This window comes from Kitasatospora sp. NPDC101235 (assembly GCF_044767505.1).
GTDB lineage: Bacteria > Actinomycetota > Actinomycetes > Streptomycetales > Streptomycetaceae > Kitasatospora.
On record NZ_JBIWNZ010000040.1, the window covers coordinates 28592 to 47941 of the forward strand.

The 19350-nt window shown below is 73.4% G+C and carries 11 protein-coding genes; 6 read left to right on the top strand and 5 right to left on the bottom strand.

The features are described from left to right. Positions 1–52 precede the first annotated feature (52 nt). A complete protein-coding gene (locus ACIRRH_RS39100; RefSeq protein ID WP_403077341.1) occupies positions 53–793 on the top strand; it encodes an SDR family NAD(P)-dependent oxidoreductase in 741 nt (246 codons plus the stop codon). A gap of 75 nt (positions 794–868) precedes the next feature. On the opposite strand, the gene ACIRRH_RS39105 is transcribed toward ACIRRH_RS39100, so the two are convergent. From ACIRRH_RS39105 to ACIRRH_RS39125, 5 genes are all read right to left on the bottom strand, one after another. Beyond that, positions 869–1873: a hypothetical protein gene (locus ACIRRH_RS39105; RefSeq protein WP_403077343.1), complete on the bottom strand. Its 1005-nt coding sequence runs from the start codon at positions 1871–1873 to the stop codon at positions 869–871. Further along, positions 1861–2556 (bottom strand): DUF5819 family protein, encoded by a 696-nt coding sequence (locus ACIRRH_RS39110; protein WP_403077345.1) that lies wholly within the window; start codon positions 2554–2556, stop codon positions 1861–1863. Before ACIRRH_RS39110 ends, ACIRRH_RS39105 begins: the two co-directional genes overlap by 13 nt. After that, positions 2553–2771 carry a 4-oxalocrotonate tautomerase family protein gene (locus ACIRRH_RS39115; RefSeq protein WP_403077348.1) on the bottom strand — a complete coding sequence of 73 codons (219 nt, stop codon included), beginning with the start codon at positions 2769–2771 and terminating at the stop codon, positions 2553–2555. The genes ACIRRH_RS39110 and ACIRRH_RS39115 overlap by 4 nt, the downstream gene beginning before the upstream one ends. 36 nt (positions 2772–2807) lie before the next feature. Next, positions 2808–4064, bottom strand: coding sequence for a DegT/DnrJ/EryC1/StrS family aminotransferase (locus ACIRRH_RS39120; RefSeq protein WP_403077351.1), 1257 nt, complete (start codon positions 4062–4064; stop codon positions 2808–2810). 160 nt (positions 4065–4224) lie between these two features. Then, complete coding sequence (locus ACIRRH_RS39125) at positions 4225–5859, bottom strand: (2,3-dihydroxybenzoyl)adenylate synthase (RefSeq protein ID WP_403077353.1); 1635 nt, start codon at positions 5857–5859, stop codon at positions 4225–4227. Between the two features lie 218 nt (positions 5860–6077). Between ACIRRH_RS39125 and ACIRRH_RS39130 the strand changes: the two genes are divergently transcribed. The 5 genes from ACIRRH_RS39130 (at position 6078) to ACIRRH_RS39150 (ending at position 19246) form a co-directional block, all read left to right on the top strand. Further along, positions 6078–6317, top strand: a complete 240-nt coding sequence (locus ACIRRH_RS39130) for a phosphopantetheine-binding protein (protein WP_403077355.1) — start codon at positions 6078–6080, stop codon at positions 6315–6317. Positions 6318–6389: 72 nt separating this feature from the next. Beyond that, complete coding sequence (locus tag ACIRRH_RS39135; RefSeq protein WP_403077357.1) at positions 6390–7451, top strand: LLM class flavin-dependent oxidoreductase; 1062 nt, start codon at positions 6390–6392, stop codon at positions 7449–7451. Then, positions 7448–8593, top strand: a complete 1146-nt coding sequence (gene solA, locus ACIRRH_RS39140) for an N-methyl-L-tryptophan oxidase (protein WP_403077360.1) — start codon at positions 7448–7450, stop codon at positions 8591–8593. The genes ACIRRH_RS39135 and solA overlap by 4 nt, the downstream gene beginning before the upstream one ends. Positions 8594–8619: 26 nt before the next feature. Further along, the gene (locus ACIRRH_RS39145; protein WP_403077363.1) at positions 8620–15072 is read left to right on the top strand and encodes an amino acid adenylation domain-containing protein; all 6453 of its coding nucleotides are present in this window, start codon (positions 8620–8622) and stop codon (positions 15070–15072) included. Continuing rightward, complete coding sequence (locus ACIRRH_RS39150; protein WP_403077366.1) at positions 15065–19246, top strand: type I polyketide synthase; 4182 nt, start codon at positions 15065–15067, stop codon at positions 19244–19246. Before ACIRRH_RS39145 ends, ACIRRH_RS39150 begins: the two co-directional genes overlap by 8 nt. Positions 19247–19350: the final 104 nt, after the last annotated feature.

Sequence of the window (19350 nt, forward strand, 5' to 3'; positions counted from 1 at the left end):
CAGGCCGGCCCCCGCTTCGTCACATTCGCTTCCGCACACCGAGGAACACATGATGACTCTTTCCCAGAAGAAGGCGCTGGTCACCGGGGGCTCGCGCGGCATCGGCCGCGGGGTCGTCGAGCGGCTCGCCGCCGAGGGCGCCGACGTGGCCTTCACCTACCGCGAGCGTGAGGCGGAGGCCAAGGAGGTCGTGGCGGCGGTCGAGGCCACGGGCCGCACCGCGCACGCCATCCGGGTGGACCTCACCGAGGTCGCCGAGGTGCGCCGGGCCGTGCGGGAGGCGCACGGGCTGCTGGGCGGCCTGGACATCCTGGTGAACAACGCCGCCGCCGCGGCCACCGCGACCCGCATCGAGGACGTGACGGAGGAGGAGTTCGACGGGTCGATGGCGGTCAACGCCCGGGCCGTCTTCTTTGCCCTCCAGGAGGCATCGCGGCTGATGAACGACGGCGGCCGGATCATCAACCTCTCGACCGCCAACACCTTCCTGCCGGTGCCCGGAGTGTCGCTGCACGCCGGCAGCAAGGCGGCCGTCGAGCAGTACACCCGGGTCGCGGCCCAGGAGTTCGGGCCGCGCGGCATCACCGTCAACGCGATCTCGCCGGGGGCCACCGACACCGAGCTGCTGCGGGCCAACATCACCCAGGAGGGCCTGGCGCTGGCCGTGAAGATGACGCCGCTGGGCCGGATCGGTGAGCCCGCGGACATCGCCGGAGTGGTGGCCTTCCTGTGCGGCCCGGACGGCGGCTTCGTCAGCGGCCAGAACCTGCGGGTGACCGGCGGCATGGTCTGACCCACCCGCGGCGCACGGCGAGAGCCCGACCGGTCGGCCGACCGGTCGGGCTCTTCGTTGTCCGGGGGAGCGGCCTCAGGCCGCGCTCAGCTCCTCGGCCGCGGGCTCCTCGGAGGCCGCCGTCCGGTCGCCGCGCCGGGCCGCCAGGCGTTCGCGCAGCAGCCGTACCCGCAGGAACAGCGCCTGGTAGTCGGCGTCGCGGACGATCACCGCGTCGATGGCCATCATGGCGAAGCCGAAGGTCATCAGGCCCATGCCGGCCATGATGCCGAGGTGCATGCCAGCGATGCCCAGGACGACCGCCTCGCGGAACCACCGCCGCGAGGTGAGCGCCGCCGGGACGGCGAGCAGCTGCACCGCGATGGTGAAGTAGGTGACGACCGCCGTCAGCACCAGGCTGTCCATCAGCTCGGGGAAGGCCGAGCTGTAGGTGTACTGCCAGACGTGGCTGATGTAGTAGAGCGCGGTGCCCTCCTGCCACTGCGGCGCGGCCACCTTCCACAGCGCGGAGACGGTGTAGACCACGCACGCCTGGAAGACGATCAGCACGGCCACGGTGTTGTGCAGCGAGGTCCGCAGGTGCGGTCGGTCGACGCGCCGCTCCAGCCGCGCGCGGACCCGCCCGGCCAGCGGGCTGAAGTGGGCGTTGACCGTGGCGCCCATCAGCAGGATCAGCACGATGCCGGTGAGCGCGTCGCCGCCCTCCCACATCGTGTAGTTGCGGTGGTAGACGGAGGTCATGAAGACCGCGTGCAGCACCGTCAGGCTGCGCGCGCCGAGCACCGTCCAGGCGAGCGAGACCGTCAGGCCCACGAAGTACACCAGGTTGAACCAGGTGCTGCTGTCGCTGAGCGCGTACAGCGAGAATATGTGGTTGTCCTCGGTCAGGGTCTTGAAGGCGGCGTAGCCGGAGTAGCTGTCCGGCCCCCAGAGGAACTCCCGGTAGGGGATGTTGGAGACGTAGTACAGCGTGGTGCTCAGGCCCAGCAGGATGCGGCAGAGCGAGAGTCCGACGAGGTACTTCGGGTGGCTGGAGACGCCGCGCAGCGCGTTCGCGGCGGAGTTCTTCAGTCTGTCCATGGCTGGGCTCCAGGCCGATAGTCGAACCACCCGAGGTCGGTGAACACCTCGGAGCGGGGGTCCTCCGGGGAGTTGCGCACGTCGAAGCGCTTGACGGGCGTGTACGTGTAGTAGGCGCGCAGCCGGGTGACCTTGCCGTCCAGGTGCAGCTCGTTCACCAGCGGCGACAGCACGGTGGCGGTGTCGGTCTTGGCCGCCGCCCACAGGGCGTCCAGCTCGTACTGCTGGCCGGAGAAGTCGGAGAGCGCCTTCTTGCGGGCGTCGTCGACGGCCGCCTGCTTCTCGTGCAGGCTGCCGAGCTCGACGCCCAGGTAGAGGCCGACCGCGCCCATTCGGTTCGGGGCGAGCCGGATCTCGCGGGCGGTGCCGGCCATCTTGCGGGACAGCGAGGCCGGTTCGGTGGTGTGGGTGCCGGTCGCGTTCTCGTACTCGACCTGGTAGAGGACCTCGCCGTTGTAGTCCACCGAGTACGGCGCGAGGAGCATCCAGCTCTGCCGGAAGTAGGTGTCGGCGACCGGCGCGACCGCCTTGTACGCCTGGGTCCGGGCGGGGGAGACCGGCGCGTTGACGATGAGCGTCATGGCGACGAAGGCCAAGCCGAGTAGCGGCGGCAGCGCCATGCTCAGCAGTCTCCACCGGCCGATCTCGGCCTTGGGGGCGGCTTCAGTCTGTGGTGCCGTCATGACCGGGGCTCCTGCTCCTGCGCGGCGGGCCGGGGGTGGGTGGCGCCGCCGATGCCCCAGCGGTGGGCGGGGACCGGGGTGAGGACGATCCAGGTCTGGTCCCGGATGGACTCGCCGAACACGTTCACCGTCGCCTGGGTGAGCTGTTCGACCAGTTCCCGCTCGGTCTGCTCGGTCAGGCGCTGTTCGAAGATCTTGACCTCGATGAAAGGCATGGTTGCTCCTACTGTCAGTCGGTCGGAGTCGGTCGGTCAGACCGCGGCGGCCGTGCCGCCGCGGAGGTTCGCGGCCGCGCCCGTGACGGCGGTGAGGGCGGCGGTCAGGGCGTCGACGAGGTGGTCGACCTGGGTGTCGGTCAGGCCCGGGTGGCAGGGCAGGTTCATGTGCTGCTCGAACCAGAGCCGTTCGGCGACCGGGCACTCGCCGGGGCCGTGCCCGCGGAAGCGCCACTCCGGCGTCAGGTGCAGCGGGAAGTAGCGCAGCCGGACCTCCACGCCCCGCTCGTCGAGTTCGCGCAGCAGGGCGTCGCGGGTCTCCCGGTCCTCCACCAGGAAGGTGTAGAGGTGGTAGGCGTGGCCGATGCCCTCCGGCGCGAGGAGCGGCCAGGCACCGGGGAAGGCCGCGACGACCTCGTCCAGCCGGCGGGCGATCGACCGGCGGCGCTCCACCAGCTCGTCCAGCCGGTCCAGTTGGGCCAGGCCGACCGCGGCCGCCGCCTCGGACATGGTGGCGTTGGTGCCGGCGTTGCGGATGCCGGCGCAGGCGCGGTCGTAGATCTCGTCGGAGAACATCATCCAGGGCAGTGCGGCGGGCGCCTGCGAGGCGTCCGTCCCGCGCTGGACGTAGACGCCGTCCACCGAGTTGTTGCGGTATCGGCTCACCCGCTCCGCCCAGTCGTCGCGGTCGAGGGTGACCATGCCGCCCTCGCCGAGGCTGGTGATGTTCTTGGTGGAGTGGAAGCTGAAGGTCGCGATGTCGGCCAGCGAGCCGGGCCGGCGGCCGTGGTAGGTGGCGCCGAGCGCGTGGGCGCTGTCCTCGATCACCACGATGCCGCGCGGCCGGGCGAGCTTCATGATGGCGTCCATGTCGGCCGGGCAGCCGCCGTAGTGGACCAGGATCACGGCCCGGGTCCGGTCGGTGATCAGCGGCTCCAGGGCGGCCGGGTCCATGTTCAGGGTGAGCGGGTCGATGTCGCAGAAGCGGACGGTGACGTCCAGGTCGAGCAGCGGTTGGATGCTGGCCTGGAAGGTCTGTGGGGTGACGATGACCTCGTCGCCCGGGGCCAGGTCGAGCAGCCGGATGGCGATCTCCAGGGCCACCGTCCCGCTCGTCACCGACAGGGCGTGCCGGGCGCCGACGTGGCGGGCGAAGGCCTGTTCGAACGCCTCCCGCCACCCCCCGGCGGAGAGCGGGGCGTCCGAGGCGACGAGCTGTCCCAGGACGTCCAGTTCGCGATCGCCGATGATGCTGCCTCGACGGCCTCCCGGCACGACGTAGCGTTGCTGCATACGGAGGTACCCCCATGTGACGGAACGGCGTCCCGCGTCGTGCGGGACGTGGGCTGATGGGTGCCCGCGTGTGGGGCCGGTGGGGCGGGGCACGCGGGCGCGCCCCGGCGGGAGGGGCCGCCGCACCGGTGGCGGCCCCTCCCGGCCGGGGCGCGCGCGGTCAGTCGGCGGCGGCCAGGCGCTGCGCGAGTTCCACGGCGAGTGCCTTCTTGTCGACCTTGCCGAGGCCGGTCAGCGGGAAGGCGTCGATCAGTTCGATGCGGTCCGGCAGCTTGTACTCCGCCAGCCCGCGGGCGCGCAGCAGGCGCTTGAGCTCGGGCAGCCGGGGAGCTTCGCCGACCGGGACGACGAAGGCGCAGACCCGCTCGCCCATGAGCTCGTCGGGCATCGCCACCACGGCCGCCTGCTGGATCCCGTCGTGCGCGGCGGTGACGTGCCGCTCCACCTCGGTGGCCGAGACCTTGTCTCCGCCGCGGATGATGATGTCCTTGACCCGGCCCTGGACGACCATGTCGCCGCCCTCGGTGAAGCGCACCAGGTCACCGCTGCGGTAGAAGCCGTCCTCGGTGAACGCCCGGGCGTTGTGCTCCTCGGCGCGGTAGTAGCCGCGCAGGGTGTACGGGCCGCGGGTGAGCAGTTCGCCGGTCTCGCCGGGGGCCACCGGCCGGTCCTCGGGGTCCACCACGCGGATCTCGTCGGCGGGGGAGATGGGCCGGCCCTGGGTGGTGAGAACCCGGTCGAGCGGGTCGTCGTAGCGGGTGAAGGTGAGCAGGCCCTCGGCCATGCCGAACACCTGCTGGAGCCGGCAGCCGAGGGTCGGGGTGATCCGGGCGGCCACCTCGGGGTGGAGCTTGGCGCTGCCGATCTGCAGCACGGAGAGGCTGCTGAGGTCCCGCTCGCTCCACTCGGCGGCGTCCAGCCACATGTGAGCGATGGTCGGCACGCAGGAGGTCATGGTGACCCGCTCCCGCTCGATGAGCGCGAAGCACTCGTCCGGGTTCGGCGTCCTGGCCAGCACTACCGTGCCGCCCGCGCTCAGGGTGCCAAGCACGCCCGGGCAACCCCAGGTGAAGTTGAACTCGATGGGCAGGACGGCGAGGTAGACGGTGTCGCCGTCGAGTTCGCAGACCTCCGAGGCGGCGCGGATCTGGTACGTGTAGTCCTCGTGGGTCCGCGGGATGAGCTTGGGCAGCGCGGTCGTGCCGCCGGACAGCAGGAAGAAGGCGGCGTCCGCCGGGTCCGCGCCGGCCGGCGCATCCTCGGGCCGGGCCGGGGCCTCGGTGGCCGAGAGCTCCGCCAGCGAGCTGTGCGGGCCGGGCTCGCCGAGGACGAACACCTCGCGCACCGTCGGGACGGTGGCGCGGATCTGCGTGGCCAGTTCGCGGTGGTCGAAGCCCTGGTGGACGTCGGGCACCACGTAGGCGACGGCGCCGGAGTGCGTGCAGAGGTGGCTGATCTCGTGCTGCCGGTGGGCCGGGAGTGCGAAGACGGGCAGCGCGCCGAGCCGGAAGAGGCCGAAGCAGACGGCGACGAACTCCGGGGTGTTGGGGAGCTGGACCACGACCCGGTCGCCCGGCCGGACGCCGCGCGCGGCGAAGCCCGCCGCCAGCCGGTCCGCCCAGCCGTCGAGCTCGATGTACGTCACGCGCCGGTCGCCGCCGACCAGGGCGGTCCGGTCGCGGTACGCGGCGGCCCAGTCGCGCAGCAGCCGCCCGAGCGTCTCCCCCCGCCAGTACCCGGCCTCCCGGTACGCCGCCGCGGTGGCCTCAGGCCAGGGAACGCATCCGTCCAGCATTTCCAGTCCTTTTCTCCAGCCATCGTGATCGATGGTTTCCGGGGCTGATATCTTGGCGATGCTAGCGGAGCCACAAGGATCAGGGCACGGTCAAAATCCGGCGTTTTAGGTTGCGGCGCAAGGCGCCCATAGTCCCATTTAAGAGGCGTTTTAGGGGTGGCGGCTAGGGTGATTCCAGTTGAGTCATCAGGCGGATCCGAACGGTGCGGTGTGGCAAATTGAGTAACCAGGGCGTAATTCCGGGGAGCAAGTCGGAGCTGCAGCGCGCGCTCGCCGACCGGCTCGGTGTCAGCACCTCCGCGGTGGCGGACGACGTGAATCTCCAGGACCTCGGACTCGACTCGATCGGCGTCATGGGCATCGTTTCGGGCTGGCAGCGGAACGGCCTCCGGACCGAAATTGCCGAATTCACCGCGGCGCCCACCCTCAAGGCCTGGTGGGAACTCATTTCACAATAGTGCCCGGGTCGGCACCCCATTTCGGTGTCCGTCACCCCTCAGCAAGCCATTGGAGTCACGGTGCAATTCGGCGTGAATTTCTTTCCCGTTGTCGACCCGGCGAAGAAGAGCGCGAGCGACTACTTCGACGAGGCCCTGCGGCTGGTGGTCCTGGCCGAGGAGCTCGGCTTCGAGCACGCCCAGTGCGTGGAGCACTACTTCTCCCCGTACGGCGGCTACATGCCCGACCCGGTCACCTTCCTCACCGCGGCCGCCGCGCGCACCAGCCGGATCCGGATCGGCACCGGAGCGGTCATCCCCGCCTTCACCCACCCGCTGAAGCTGGCCGGCAAGCTTGCGATGCTGGACAACCTCTCGCACGGGCGGCTCGACGTCGGCTTCGGCCGCGCCTTCCTGCCGCAGGAGTTCGAGGCCTTCGGCATCGACATCGACGAGAGCCGGGCGCGTTTCACTGAGGGCGTCGAGGTCTGCCGGCGGCTGTGGTCCGAGCAGGACATGGTCTGGGAGGGCACCTTCCAGCAGTTCGGCCCGGTCACGATGCTCCCGGAGCCCGTCCAGAAGCCGCACCCGCCGATCTTCATCGCCTCCGCGATGAGCCCGGACTCGTGCGCCGCTGCCGGACGCGCCGGCTACCACCTCCAGGTGGTGCCGTCGGTGACCTCCCGTGAGCAGCTCCAGTCGATGCTGGCCGGCTACCGCGAGGCCTGGCGGGAGGCCGGCCACCCGGGCAGCCCGCGCATCCAGATCAAGTACACCTGCTACGTCGCCGAGGACCGCGCGCAGGCGCTCGACCTCGCCGAGACCTTCGAGGTCAACTACGTCGAGCACATGGCCGAGGCGGTGGCGAGCTGGGGCCGCACCCGCAGCGACGCGTACCAGGGCTACGAGAAGTTCGTCGAGAAGGTCAGGAAGTACGACTTCCGGCAGTCGCACGCCGACAACAAGGTGCTGGCCGGCACCCCGGACGAGGTGCGCGAGCAGATCGCCGTGCTCGTCGACTGGTTCGGCGCCGATCCGACGCTCAGCCTCCAGTTCAACCCCGGCCACATGCCGTACCAGGACGCCGAGCGCGCCATGCGGCTCTTCGCCGAGCACGTGATGCCCGCCTTCACCGGCCCGGAGCACACGGCATGACTCGCGCGCCCGACGCGGACGTCGCGGTGGTGGGGCTGGGCGCCTGGGGGTCCTCGACCCTATGGCAGCTGGCCTCGCGCGGCGTGCGGGTGCTCGGCTTCGAGCGGTACGGCCTGGGCCACCCCTTCGGCGCGTCGTACGGCGGCACCCGGATGTTCCGCGTCACCTGCCTGGAGCACCCCGGCCTGGTGCCGCTGGCCAAGCGCTCCCGGGAGCTGTGGCAGCAGCTGGAGAACGCCTCCGGCCGTGCCCTCTTCGACCGGGTGGGCGCCGTCCTGATGGGCCCCGCCGACGGACAGATCGCGGGCGGCTCGCTGCGCGCCGCCCGCGAGCACGACCTGCCCGTCGAGACCCTGAGTGCCGATCAGCTGCGTCGCCGGCTGCCCCAGCACGCGGCGTTCCAAGACGGCGACATCGGCGTCCGCGAGCCGGAGGCCGGGCTGATCCGGCCCGAGGAGGCGATCCGCGCCGCCGTCGGCGCGGCGGCCGTGGCCGGCGCCCGGGTCTTCACCGACACCCGGGTCACCGCGATCGAGCTGACCGCGGACGGGGCCCTCATCCGCACCCCGGTGCGGGACTTCCGGGTCGGCCAGGTCGTGGTGACGGCCGGCCCCTGGCTGGACACCCTGGTGCCCGGCCTGCCGCTGGAGACCGTACGCGTCCCGCAGACCTGGTTCCGGCCGGTCGGCGACCCCGCGCCGTTCACCCTCGACCGGCTGCCGCCCTTCATGCGGGAGCTCGGCGGCCGCGGCGCCATCTGGGGCCACGGCTCGCGCGGCGGACCGGACGTCAAGCTCGGCCTGGAGGACGGCGGAAGCGCCTTCCGGGTCACCGCCGCCGACGACTGCGACCGCGGCGTCACCCCGGAGGACTGGACCGCCGTCGCGGGCCTGCTCGCCGAGGCGGTGCCCGGCATGGGCGCCGCGCCCTCGCGCACCGAGGTCGGCATGTTCAGCCGCACCCCCGACAAGCAGTTCCTCCTCGGTCGCCCGCACGGCGACCGGCGAATGGTCGTCGGCGGCGGCTGCAACTTCCACGGGTTCAAGCACTCCACAGGCATCGGGGAGGCGCTGGCCGACATCGTCCTCGGCCGGCCGACCGGCTGCCCGCTGGAGTTCACCGATCCCAACCGATTCCTGTAAGTCTTCGCCGGGAGAAAGTCTCAAGCATGCGCGATCGGGAAGAGGCGCGCCGACCGCTCACCGGGGCCCAGCTCGGTGTGTGGTTCGCCCAGCAGGTCGACCCTGCCAACGCGGCCTACAACACCGCCCAGTACGTCGAGGTCGCCGCACCCGCCGACGCAGCCCGCCTGGAGCGGGCGCTGCGGCACGCGGTGGCCGAAACCGACACCCTCACCGTGCGGTTCGCCGTGTACGACGGGCAGCCCTGGCAACTGCCGGCACCGCCCGCCGGGCCACTGCTCGACGTGGTGGACCTGAGTGCCGAGGCGGATCCGGCGGCCGCGGCCGACCGGTGGATGCGCGCGGACGCCGCCACCGCCGTCGACCTGCTGCGCGGACCGCTCTTCCGGCACGCCCTGCTGGTGCTCGGACCGGACCGGTTCCGCTGGTACCTGCGCTGCCACCACACCCTCCTGGACGGCTACGGCTTCCAGCTGCTGGCGGCGCGCACCGCCGAGCTCTACACCGCCGAGGCGGCCGGCACCGAGCCCCGCCCGCGCTGGTTCGGCACCCTTGACGACCTGGCCGGCGCCGAGGCCGACTACCAGGCCTCCGAGCAGTTCGAGACCGACCGCGCCTACTGGGCCGAGCGGATGGCCGGCGCCTCGGACGCCGTCACCCTCGCCCGCCGGCCCTTTGACGGCCCCGCCGTCGACCCCCGCATCGCCGGCCCCGCCCCGGTCCTCGCCGCGCCGCAGACCGGCCGGGGCGCCGGCGACGCGGCCGACGACCCGGCCGACCGGGCCGCGCTCGTGGTCGCCGCGCTCGCCGGCTACCTGCACCGCATGACGCAGGCCGAGGACATCACGCTGGGCGTCCCGGTGGCCGGCCGCTGGGGCGTCGCCGCCAAGACCCCCGGCGTCGTCGTCAACGTGTTGCCGCTACGGCTGTCGGTGCCCCGGGGCACCACCACCGCTGCCCTGCGGGAGCACGCCGCCGAGCGGCTGCGCGAACTGCGCCGCCACCAGCGCTACCGCAGTGAGGCCATCCTGCGCGAGCTCAGCATGGTCGGACGGCAGCTCACCGGACCGCTGGTCAACATCAAGTACTACAACCGGGAGCTGGACTTCGCCGGCGCCCGGGCCGCCGTCGCCACCGTCACCCCCGGGCCGATCGACGACCTCTCCGTCGTCGTCGCCGACGACCCGGCGACCGGCGGCCTCACCGTCGCCTTCGAGGGCAACCCCGACCGCTACGGCGAGGCCGAACTGGCCGCCCACCACCGGCGGTTCACCGGCTTCCTGACTGCCCTGGCCGAGGCCGACCCGGGCACCCCGCTCGCCCGGATCCCGGTGCCCGCCACCGCCCCGCGCCCCGCCGCCCGCCCCGCCATCGCCCCCGCACCGCGCGGCGCCACCCTGCACCAGGCCTTCGAGGCCCAGGCGGGCCGCACGCCCGACCGTACCGCGCTGACCAGCGACGGCACCCGGCTCAGCTACCGGGAGCTCGACGAACGCGCCAACCGCCTCGCGCGGCTCCTGCTGCGCCGGGGCCTCGGCCCCGGCCGGCTGGCCGCCCTGGCCCTGCCGCGCGGCGCGGACCTGGTGACCGCGCTGCTCGCCGTCCTCAAGACCGGCGCCGGCTATCTGCCGCTGGACCCCCAGTACCCCGCCGACCGGCTGAAGTACACGCTGGAGGACGCCGCCCCCGCCCTGGTGCTCTGCGACACCGACGGTGCCGAGCGCCTCCGCGGCGGCGCGGACCCGCTGCTGCTGGACGACCCGGCGGTCGCCGCCGAACTGGACGCGCTGCCCGGCACCGAGCTGACCGCCGCCGAGCGCCCGGCCGCCGCCGACCCGCAGAGCCTGGCCTACGTCATCTACACCTCCGGCTCCACCGGCCGGCCCAAGGGCGTGGCCCTCACCCACCACAACGTGTTGCGGCTCTTCCAGCAGACCGACCACTGGTTCGGCTTCGGCGTCGACGACGTGTGGACGCTCTTCCACTCCTACGCCTTCGACTTCTCGGTGTGGGAGATCTGGGGGCCGCTGCTGTACGGCGGCCGGCTCGTCGTGGTGCCCTACGACACCAGCCGCTCCCCGGCCGACTTCCTGCGGCTGCTCGTCCGGGAGCGGGTGACCGTCCTCAACCAGACCCCCTCGGCCTTCCACCAACTGGTCGCCGCCGAGCGCGAACGCCCCGACCTCGGCGGGCGGCTGGCGCTGCGCTACGTCGTCTTCGGCGGCGAGGCGCTGGAGCCGCACCGCCTGGAGGACTGGTACGCACGCCACGGCGACGACGCGCCGTGCCTGGTCAACATGTACGGCATCACCGAGACCACCGTGCACGTCACCTACGCTGCCCTCGACCGTGAGACGGCGCGCGCCGCCCGGGGCAGCGTGATCGGCCAGCCGATCCCCGACCTCGACGTGTACGTGCTGGACCACGAGCTGCGGCCGGTGCCGGAAGGTGCCACCGGCGAGCTCTACGTGGCCGGCCCTGGCCTGGCCCGGGGCTACCTCGGCCGGCCCGCCCTGACCGCCGAACGCTTCGTGGCCGACCCCTTCGGCGCCCCCGGCAGCCGGATGTACCGCACCGGCGACCTGGCCTGCGTGCTCGACGACGGGAGCCTCGGCTACCTCGGGCGCGCCGACAGCCAGGTGAAGATCCGCGGCTTCCGGATCGAACTCGGAGAGATCGAGGCCGCATTGGAACGCCACCCGGACGTCGGCCAGGCCGCGGTGGTCGTCCGCGAGGACCGGCCGGGCGACCGGCGCCTGGTGGCGTACGCCGTACCGGCGGTCGGCGCCCGACCGGACCCCGCCGGGCTGCGTCGGCACGCCGCGAAGATCCTGCCCGCCCACATGGTCCCCGCCGCCGTCGAGCTGCTCGACGCGCTGCCGCTGACCGCGAACGGCAAGCTCGACCAGCGGGCCCTGCCCGCACCCGTCGCCCCCGCCCCGGCGGCCGGGGGCAGCACGCGGGAGGTAGCCGTCGGCGCGCTGGTTGCCGAGGTCCTCGGCCTGCCCGCCGTCGGCGCCGGCGACAACTTCTTCGACCTGGGCGGCCACTCGCTGTTCGCCGCCAAGCTGATCAGCCGGATCCGGGCTGAGCTGGGCATCGAACTCGCCATCGGCGCACTGTTCGAGAACCCGACGGTCACCGGGATCGCCGGTCTGCTCGACGACGCGGACTCGGCCGTGCCCGCGCTGCGGCCCGAGCCTCGCCCGGAGCGGGTGCCACTGTCTTTCGCCCAGAGCCGGCTGTGGTTCCTTAACCAGGTCGAGGGCCTGTCCGCCACCTACAACGTGCCGCTGGCGATCCGGCTCTCCGGCCCGCTCGACCGGCTGGCGCTCGACCGCGCGCTGGGCGACCTGCTCGCCCGGCACGAGAGCCTGCGCACGCTCTTCCCGCAGACCGCGGGCGTCCCGCACCAGCTGATCCGGCCCGCCGGCGACTGCGCGATCGCGACCACCCTGGTCGACTGCCGGCCCGAGGAGCAGCCCGAGCGGATCCGCGTGGCGCTCGCCCAGGGCTTCGCGCTGGAGACCGAACTCCCGCTGCGGGCACACCTGTTCCGTACGGGAGCGGAGGAGTACACGCTCCTGGTGGTGCTGCACCACATCGTCGCGGACGGCTGGTCCGTCACGCCGTTCACCGCGGACCTCGCCACCGCCTACGCCGCCCGCTGCGAGGGCCACGCGCCGGCCTGGCCGGCCCCGCTGCCGGTGCAGTACGCCGACTACGGCCTCTGGCAGCGCCGGGTGCTGGGCGACGAACGCGCCCCGGACAGCCGGATGGCCCAGCAACTCGCCTACTGGAGCGAGCAGTTGGCCGGCCTGCCGGAGGAGCTCGCGCTGCCCGCCGACCGCCCCCGCCCGCTCGCGGCCGGCTACGGCGGCGGCACCGTCGGCGGCCGGATGGACGCCGCGCTCCATGCCCGGCTGCTGCGCCTGGGCCGGGAGCGCGGAGCCACCCTCTTCATGGTGCTCCAGGCCGGTCTCGCCGCCCTGCTCACCCGCTTGGGCGCGGGGGAGGACATCCCGCTCGGCACCCCCGTCGCGGGCCGCGGCGACGAGGCGCTGGACGACCTCGTCGGCTGCTTCGTGAACACCCTGGTGCTGCGCACCGACACCTCCGGCTCGCCGACCTTCCACCAGCTGCTCGACCGGGTCCGCTCCACCGACCTGGCCGCCTACGGGCACCAGGACCTGCCCTTCGACCGGCTGGTGGAGGTCGTCAACCCGCCCCGGTCGCTGGCCCGGCACCCGCTGTTCCAGGTGATGCTGGCGCTGCGCGAACCGGCCCGGGAGGTCACCGGCATGCCCGGCCTCACCGCCCGGGTGGAGAGCTACGACACCGACAGCTCGCGCTTCGACCTGTCCTTCATCTTCGGCGAGGAGACCGGGGCCGACCGGGCGCCCGGCGGCGTCGACTGCTCGCTTCAGTACAGCAGCGACCTCTTCGACCGGGCGACCACCGAGCGGCTGCTGGCCCGCCTCGTGCTGATGCTGGAGGCGGCGGCCGACGCCCCGGACGTGCCCATCGGCCTGCTGGAGATCCTCACTCCCCGGGAGCGCGAGGACCTGCTGACGGGCTGGCAGGGGCCGCGCCGCGAGCTTGCCGACGCCACCGCCGCCCAGCTCTTCGAGGCCCAGGCGGCGATGGTTTCGGACAAGACCGCCGCCGTCTTCGAGGGCGCCCGGCTGACCTACGCCGAGCTGAACGCCCGGGCCAACCGGCTCGCCCGCCACCTCGTCGCCCAGGGCGTTGGCCCGGAGCAGGTGGTCGCGCTGGCGGTGCCGCGCTCGCTGGAGATGGTGGTCGGCATGCTCGCCGTCTTCAAGGCGGGGGCGGCCTACCTCCCGGTGGACCCGGACTACCCCGCCGACCGGATTCGCTACATGCTGGAGGACGCGCGGCCGGCCCGGGTGCTGGCCACCGCCGAGTCCGCCCACGTGCTGCCCGGATCGGTCACCCCCGTCCTGCTGGACGACCCGGGGACGGCGGCCCGCGTCGCGGAGCTGCCCGCCGGCGATCTGACCGACGGCGAACGCCTCGCCCCGCTGCGGCCCGCGCACCCCGCGTACGTCATCTACACCTCCGGGTCCACCGGGCGGCCCAAGGGCGTGGTGGTCTGCCACACCGGCATCCCCAGCCTGCTCGCGAACCAGATCGAGCGGTGCGCCGTCGGACCGGACAACCGGGTGCTGCAGTTCGCCACCGCGAGCTTCGACGCGGCCTTCTGGGACGTCGCGATGGCGCTGTTCACCGGCGGCACCCTCGTGCTCGCCCCCGCCTGGCGCCTGCTGCCCGGCCCCGAGCTCACCGAGCTCGCCACCGCCCACGACATCACCCACGTCACGCTGCCGCCGTCGGTGCTGGCGATGCTGCCCGTGGACGGCGGCCTGCCGGCGGCCACCACGATCGTCGTGGCCGGCGAGGCCACCCCGGCCGACCTGGTCGCGCGCTGGTCGCGCGGCCGGCGGATGGTCAACTCCTACGGCCCCACCGAGATCACCGTCTCCTGCGCGATCAGCCCCCCGCTGGACGCCACCGGAGAGCTGCCGATCAGCCCGCCCTCGATGAACACCCGGCTGTACGTGCTGGACCGCCGGCTGCGGCTGGTCCTGCCGGGCGTGCCCGGCGAGCTGTACGTGGCGGGCCCCGGCACGGCCCGCGGCTACCTGGGCCGCCCCGACCTCACCGCGGCCCGCTTCGTGGCCGACCCGTTCGGCCCGCCCGGCACCCGAATGTACCGCACCGGGGACCTCGCCCGGTGGCGCCCTGACGGCCAGCTGGACTTCCTCGGCCGGGCCGACGACCAGGTCAAGATCCGCGGCTTCCGGGTGGAACTCGGCGAGATCGAGGCTGCGTTGAGTGCCCGCGAGGACATCGCCCAGGCGGCGGTGGTGGTCCGCACCGAGCGGCCGGGCGACCAGCGGCTGGTGGCGTACGTGACGCTCACGCCCGGCGTCACCGGACCGCAGGACCTGCGGACCTGGCTGGCCGCTTTGCTGCCCGACTACATGGTCCCGTCCATCGTCGTCACGCTGGACGCGCTGCCGCTCACCCAGTCCGGGAAGATCGACCGGATCGCGCTGACCGCGCGCCCGGTGTCCTGGGCGACCGGCGTGGCCTCCTACGTCGCCCCCGGCGAGGGGCTGGAGCGCCGGATCGCCGAGGTGTGGTGCGCGGTGCTCGGCCTGGAACGGGTGGGCGCCCAGGACAACTTTTTCGACGTCGGCGGCCACTCGCTGACCCTGATCGCCCTGCAGAAGCGGCTCGTCGACGAGCTCGGGCGCCCCGTCCCGGTCGTCGACCTGTTCGCCCACCCCACCGTGGCCGCGCTCGCCGCGCACCTGGCCACCGCGTCGGGCAGCGGCGAACCGGCGGCCCGGCGCGGCACCGCCGACCGCGCCCGGCAGCGCGCCGGACTCCAGCACAAGGCCATGGCCCGCCGGGCCGCCGACAGGAAGGGAACGCAGCGCAATGGCTGACGACTCGCAGACGGTGCGGGACCTCGACATCGCCATCGTCGCCATGGAGGGCCGCTTCCCGGGGGCCCGCGACGTGGTGCAGTTCTGGGCCAACCTGGTGGCCGGCGAGGAGTCCGTCCGCCCGGTCGGCGACGCGGAGTACCTCGCCGCGGGCGGCGACCCGGTCGCGCTCGGCGACCCGTACCTCGTCAAGGCCGCGGCGGCGGTGGACGACGCCGACCTCTTCGACGCGGACTTCTTCGGCCTGCGCGCCGAGGAGGCCGAGATGATGGATCCGCAGCAGCGGCTCTTCCTGGAGGTCTGCCACCACGCGCTGGAGCAGTCCGGCCACGACCCCGACCGCTTCGACGGGGTGATCGGCGTCTACGGCGGGGCCAGCCAGAGCCGGTACTACCTCTCCCACGTGCGCCCCCGCTTCGACGAGTCGACCGAGCCGCTGCGGTCCTGGTCGGCGTCCATGGGCAACGACCCCGGCGTCTTTGCCACCCGGGTCGCCTACGCGCTCAACCTGACCGGGCCCGCGCTGACCGTCCAGACCGCCTGCTCCACCTCGCTGGCCGCCGTCCACCTCGCCTGCCAGGACCTGCTGTCATACCGTTGCGACGCGGCGCTGGCCGGCGGCTCCTCGATCAACCCGGCCGCCCGGCGGGGCTACCGCTACACCCTCGACGGCCCGTTCTCGCCGGACGGCCACATCCGGGCCTTCGACGCGCGGGCCGAGGGTATGGTGCCCGGCGACGCCACTGCGGTGGTCGTGCTCAAGCGGCTGACCGACGCGGTGGCCGACGGCGACCGCATCCGGGCCGTCATCAAGGGCACCGCCGTCAACAACGACGGCGGCCGCCGGGCCGGCTTCACCGCGCCCAGCCCGCTCGGCCAGGCCGAGGTCGTCCTCGCCGCCCACGCGGCCGCCGAGGTCGACGCAGACACCATCGGCTACGTCGAGGCCCACGGCACTGGCACCCCGGTCGGTGACCCGATCGAATTCACCGCGCTCACCCAGGCGTTCACGGAGACCACGACGCGCACCGGGTACTGCGCCCTCGGATCGGTCAAGACCAACATCGGGCACACCGACGCCGCGGCTGGCGTGGTGGGCCTGATCAAGGCCGCCCTGGTGGTGGAGCACGGCACCATCCCGCCCACGCTGCACTACACCGCCGCCAACCCGCTCATCGACTTCGCCTCCTCTCCGTTCCACGTCAACGACCGGCTCACCGAGTGGCCGGCCGGCCCGACGCCGCGTCGGGCCGGGGTGAGCTCCTTCGGCATCGGCGGGACGAACGTCCACGCCGTCCTGGAGCAGCCGCCCGCCCTCCCGGCGCGCGAGACCGGCGAGCCGGGCTGGGTCCTGCTGCCCTGGTCTGCCAAGTCCGCCCAGGCCGCCGACCGCCTCGGCACCCTGCTCGGCGACCACCTCGCCCGCACCCCGGAGCTCGCCCTCGACGACGTGGCGCACACCCTGCGCTCCGGCCGCCGGACCTTCCCGCACCGCCGCTTCGCCGTCTGCCGCGACCGGGACGAGGCGGTGGCCCTGCTCGGCGCCCCCGGGCACGCCGCACCGCCCGTCGACGGCCCGGCCGAGCGGCCCGTCGCCTTCCTCTTCCCGGGCGGCGGCGCGCAGTACGAGGGCATGGGCCGCGGCCTGTACAAGACCGAGCCAGTCTTCCGGGAGGCGCTGGACCGCTGCGCCGCCATCCTGGAGCCCGTCCTCGGCTTCGACGTGCGCGGCGCCCTGCACCGCGGCGAGGAGGGCCCCCGGTCCAGCCTGCTGCCCGGGCTGGTCGCGACCGAGTACGCCCTCGCCACCCTGCTGATCTCCCGGGGCGCCACGCCGCAGTCGCTGATCGGGCACTCGGCCGGCGAGTACACCGCGGCCTGCCTGGCCGGGGTGATGTCCCTCGACGACATGCTGCCGCTGGTCGCCAAGCGGCAGTGGCTGCTGGAGCGGGCCGGCGGGGTCGCGGTGAGCGTCCGGCTCGGCGAGCGGGACCTCGACGGCTACCTCACCGACCGTATCTCCCTGGCCACCGTCAACGCCCCCGACCTGTGCACCGTCTCGGCGCCGGAGGAGGACCTCCGGGCGCTGGAGGCACGCTGGGACGCCGACGGCGTCGAGTACCAGCGGGTCCACTTCCCCAGCGCCGTGCACTCCTGGCTGCTGGACTCGATCCTGGACGACTACGCGGCCGAGCTCGCCAAGGTCACCCTCCACCCGCCGGTCATCCCCTTCGTCTCCAACGTCACTGGCACCTGGATCACCGACGAGGAGGCGACCAGCCCCGACTACTGGCTGCGGCACACCCGGCAGACCGTCCGCTTCGCCGAGGGGCTCGCCGAACTGCGCGCGGGCCAGGAGCCCGTGCTGGTGGAGGTCGGGCCGGGCCGGATCCTCACCCGCTGCGCCCAGCTGCAGTTCGGCGACGCCGTGCCCACCGTGGAGACCATGCGCCACCCGCGCGCCGACCAGTCCGACCAGCAGGTGCTGCTCACCGCACTCGGCCGGCTCTGGCAGCTCGGCGCCCGGCTGGCACCGGAGGGTGGGGACGAGCAAGGCGGTCGCCGGGTACCGCTGCCCGGCTACCCCTTCGAGCGCAAGCGGTACTGGCTGGACGAGGTCCGCCCGGCTGCCTCTGCGGCCGGCGCCGGTCGCGGCGCGGTGCGCGAGCTCGCCGAGGCCGAACGGGAGTTGTGGCGGTCCACCGAGGTGACCACGGTGCCGGCGCAGCTGCGCGCGGACTTCGACCGGATCGCCGCCCTGCGGGCCACCGCGTTCCTGCGGACGGCGGGCGTGGACACCACGGCCGGCCGCAGCTACACCCCCGCGGAGCTCATCGGCCGGCTCCGGCCCGCAGGGCCGTACCGCAAGCTGCTCGATGCCCTGCTGCACATGCTCCAGGAGTCCGGGGTGCTGGCCCGCGAGGGCGAGCTGCTGCGGTTCACCGGCAGCGGCGCCGACGCCGCGGAGCAGGAGCGGCTCACCCGGTCCGTCACCGAGCGGCACCCATCGCTCGCCAAGGACCTGGAGCTGCTCGACGCCTGCCTGGCCGGCTGCGCCGACGTGCTGCGCGGTGAGACCGACGGCACCGCGGTGCTGACCCCCGACGGCCGTACCGATCGCACCGCCGGCGTGCTCGAAACCCACATGGACCAGGGTGACTTCGCGCTCTACCGCACGCTGCTGGCCGAGCACGTCGCCGAGCTGGCGCGCGCGGCGGGCGGCCGCCCGTTCCGGATCCTGGAGGCGGGCGCCGGGTGGGGCCGGCTGACCTGGACGGTGGCCGAGGCGCTGCGGGGCATCCCCGGAGTGCGGTACCACGTCACCGACCTGGGCCGGTCCTTCGTCCTGGAGGCCGAGCGCGAGGCCGCGCGGCGCGGGATCGACTTCATGTCCTTCGGCGTGCTGGACATCGGGCAGGCCGCGGAACCCGACGCGCTTGGCGGCGCCTTCGACGTGGTGCTGGCCTTCAACGTGCTGCACATCCCCGCCGACCTGCGGGAGTGCACCCGCCGCGTCCAGCGGCTGCTGGTCCCCGGCGGCCGGCTGTGCGCGCTGGAGACCGTACGGATGCCGTGGGCCTCCGAGCTGTCGGTGGGGCTGCTCCCACAGTGGTGGGCGTTCGCTGACGACCTGCGCCGGCACTCGCCGATCCTGCCCGCCTACCGGTGGCGCGAGCTGCTGGACTCGGAGGGCTTCGACGAGGTGTCCGTGCTCAGCGACGAGCGGGCGGAGCGGTCACTGATCCCGCACGCGCTGATCGTCGGCCGCCGCCCCGCGGGGACGGCCGCTCAGCCCGCCGCCCAGCTCGCGCCGACGCCTCCGGAAGAGACCGGTGCCGTCCGGCAGCCGAGGCCCGCCTTCGGCGTCGCCTACCGCGCCCCGTCGACCGACACCGAACGCGTCGTCGCCCGGCACTGGGAGGAGGTCCTGCGGGTCGACGGCATCGGGGCCGACGACAACTTCTTCGACCTCGGCGGCGAGTCCCTGCTCGCGCTGCAACTCGTCAAGGGACTGCGCGACGAACTGGGCGTCGAACTGCGGGTGAAGAAGCTCATGGAGAAGCTCACCGTCGCGGCGATGGCGGCCGAGGCCGACGCGCTGCGCGGCGACGCGCAGGCGGCCCCCGCCCCCCGGATTGCCCCCAGCGCCCGCCGGGGCCGGCGCACCGGCTGACCGGTCGTGTCCACCGCCTACGCCCCCACCGCAGAAGTCCTGCCCCACCACTGAAGTCCCGTCCGAGTCCTGAACCACCGGCCCAGAGCCGGGTGCCAGTCGCC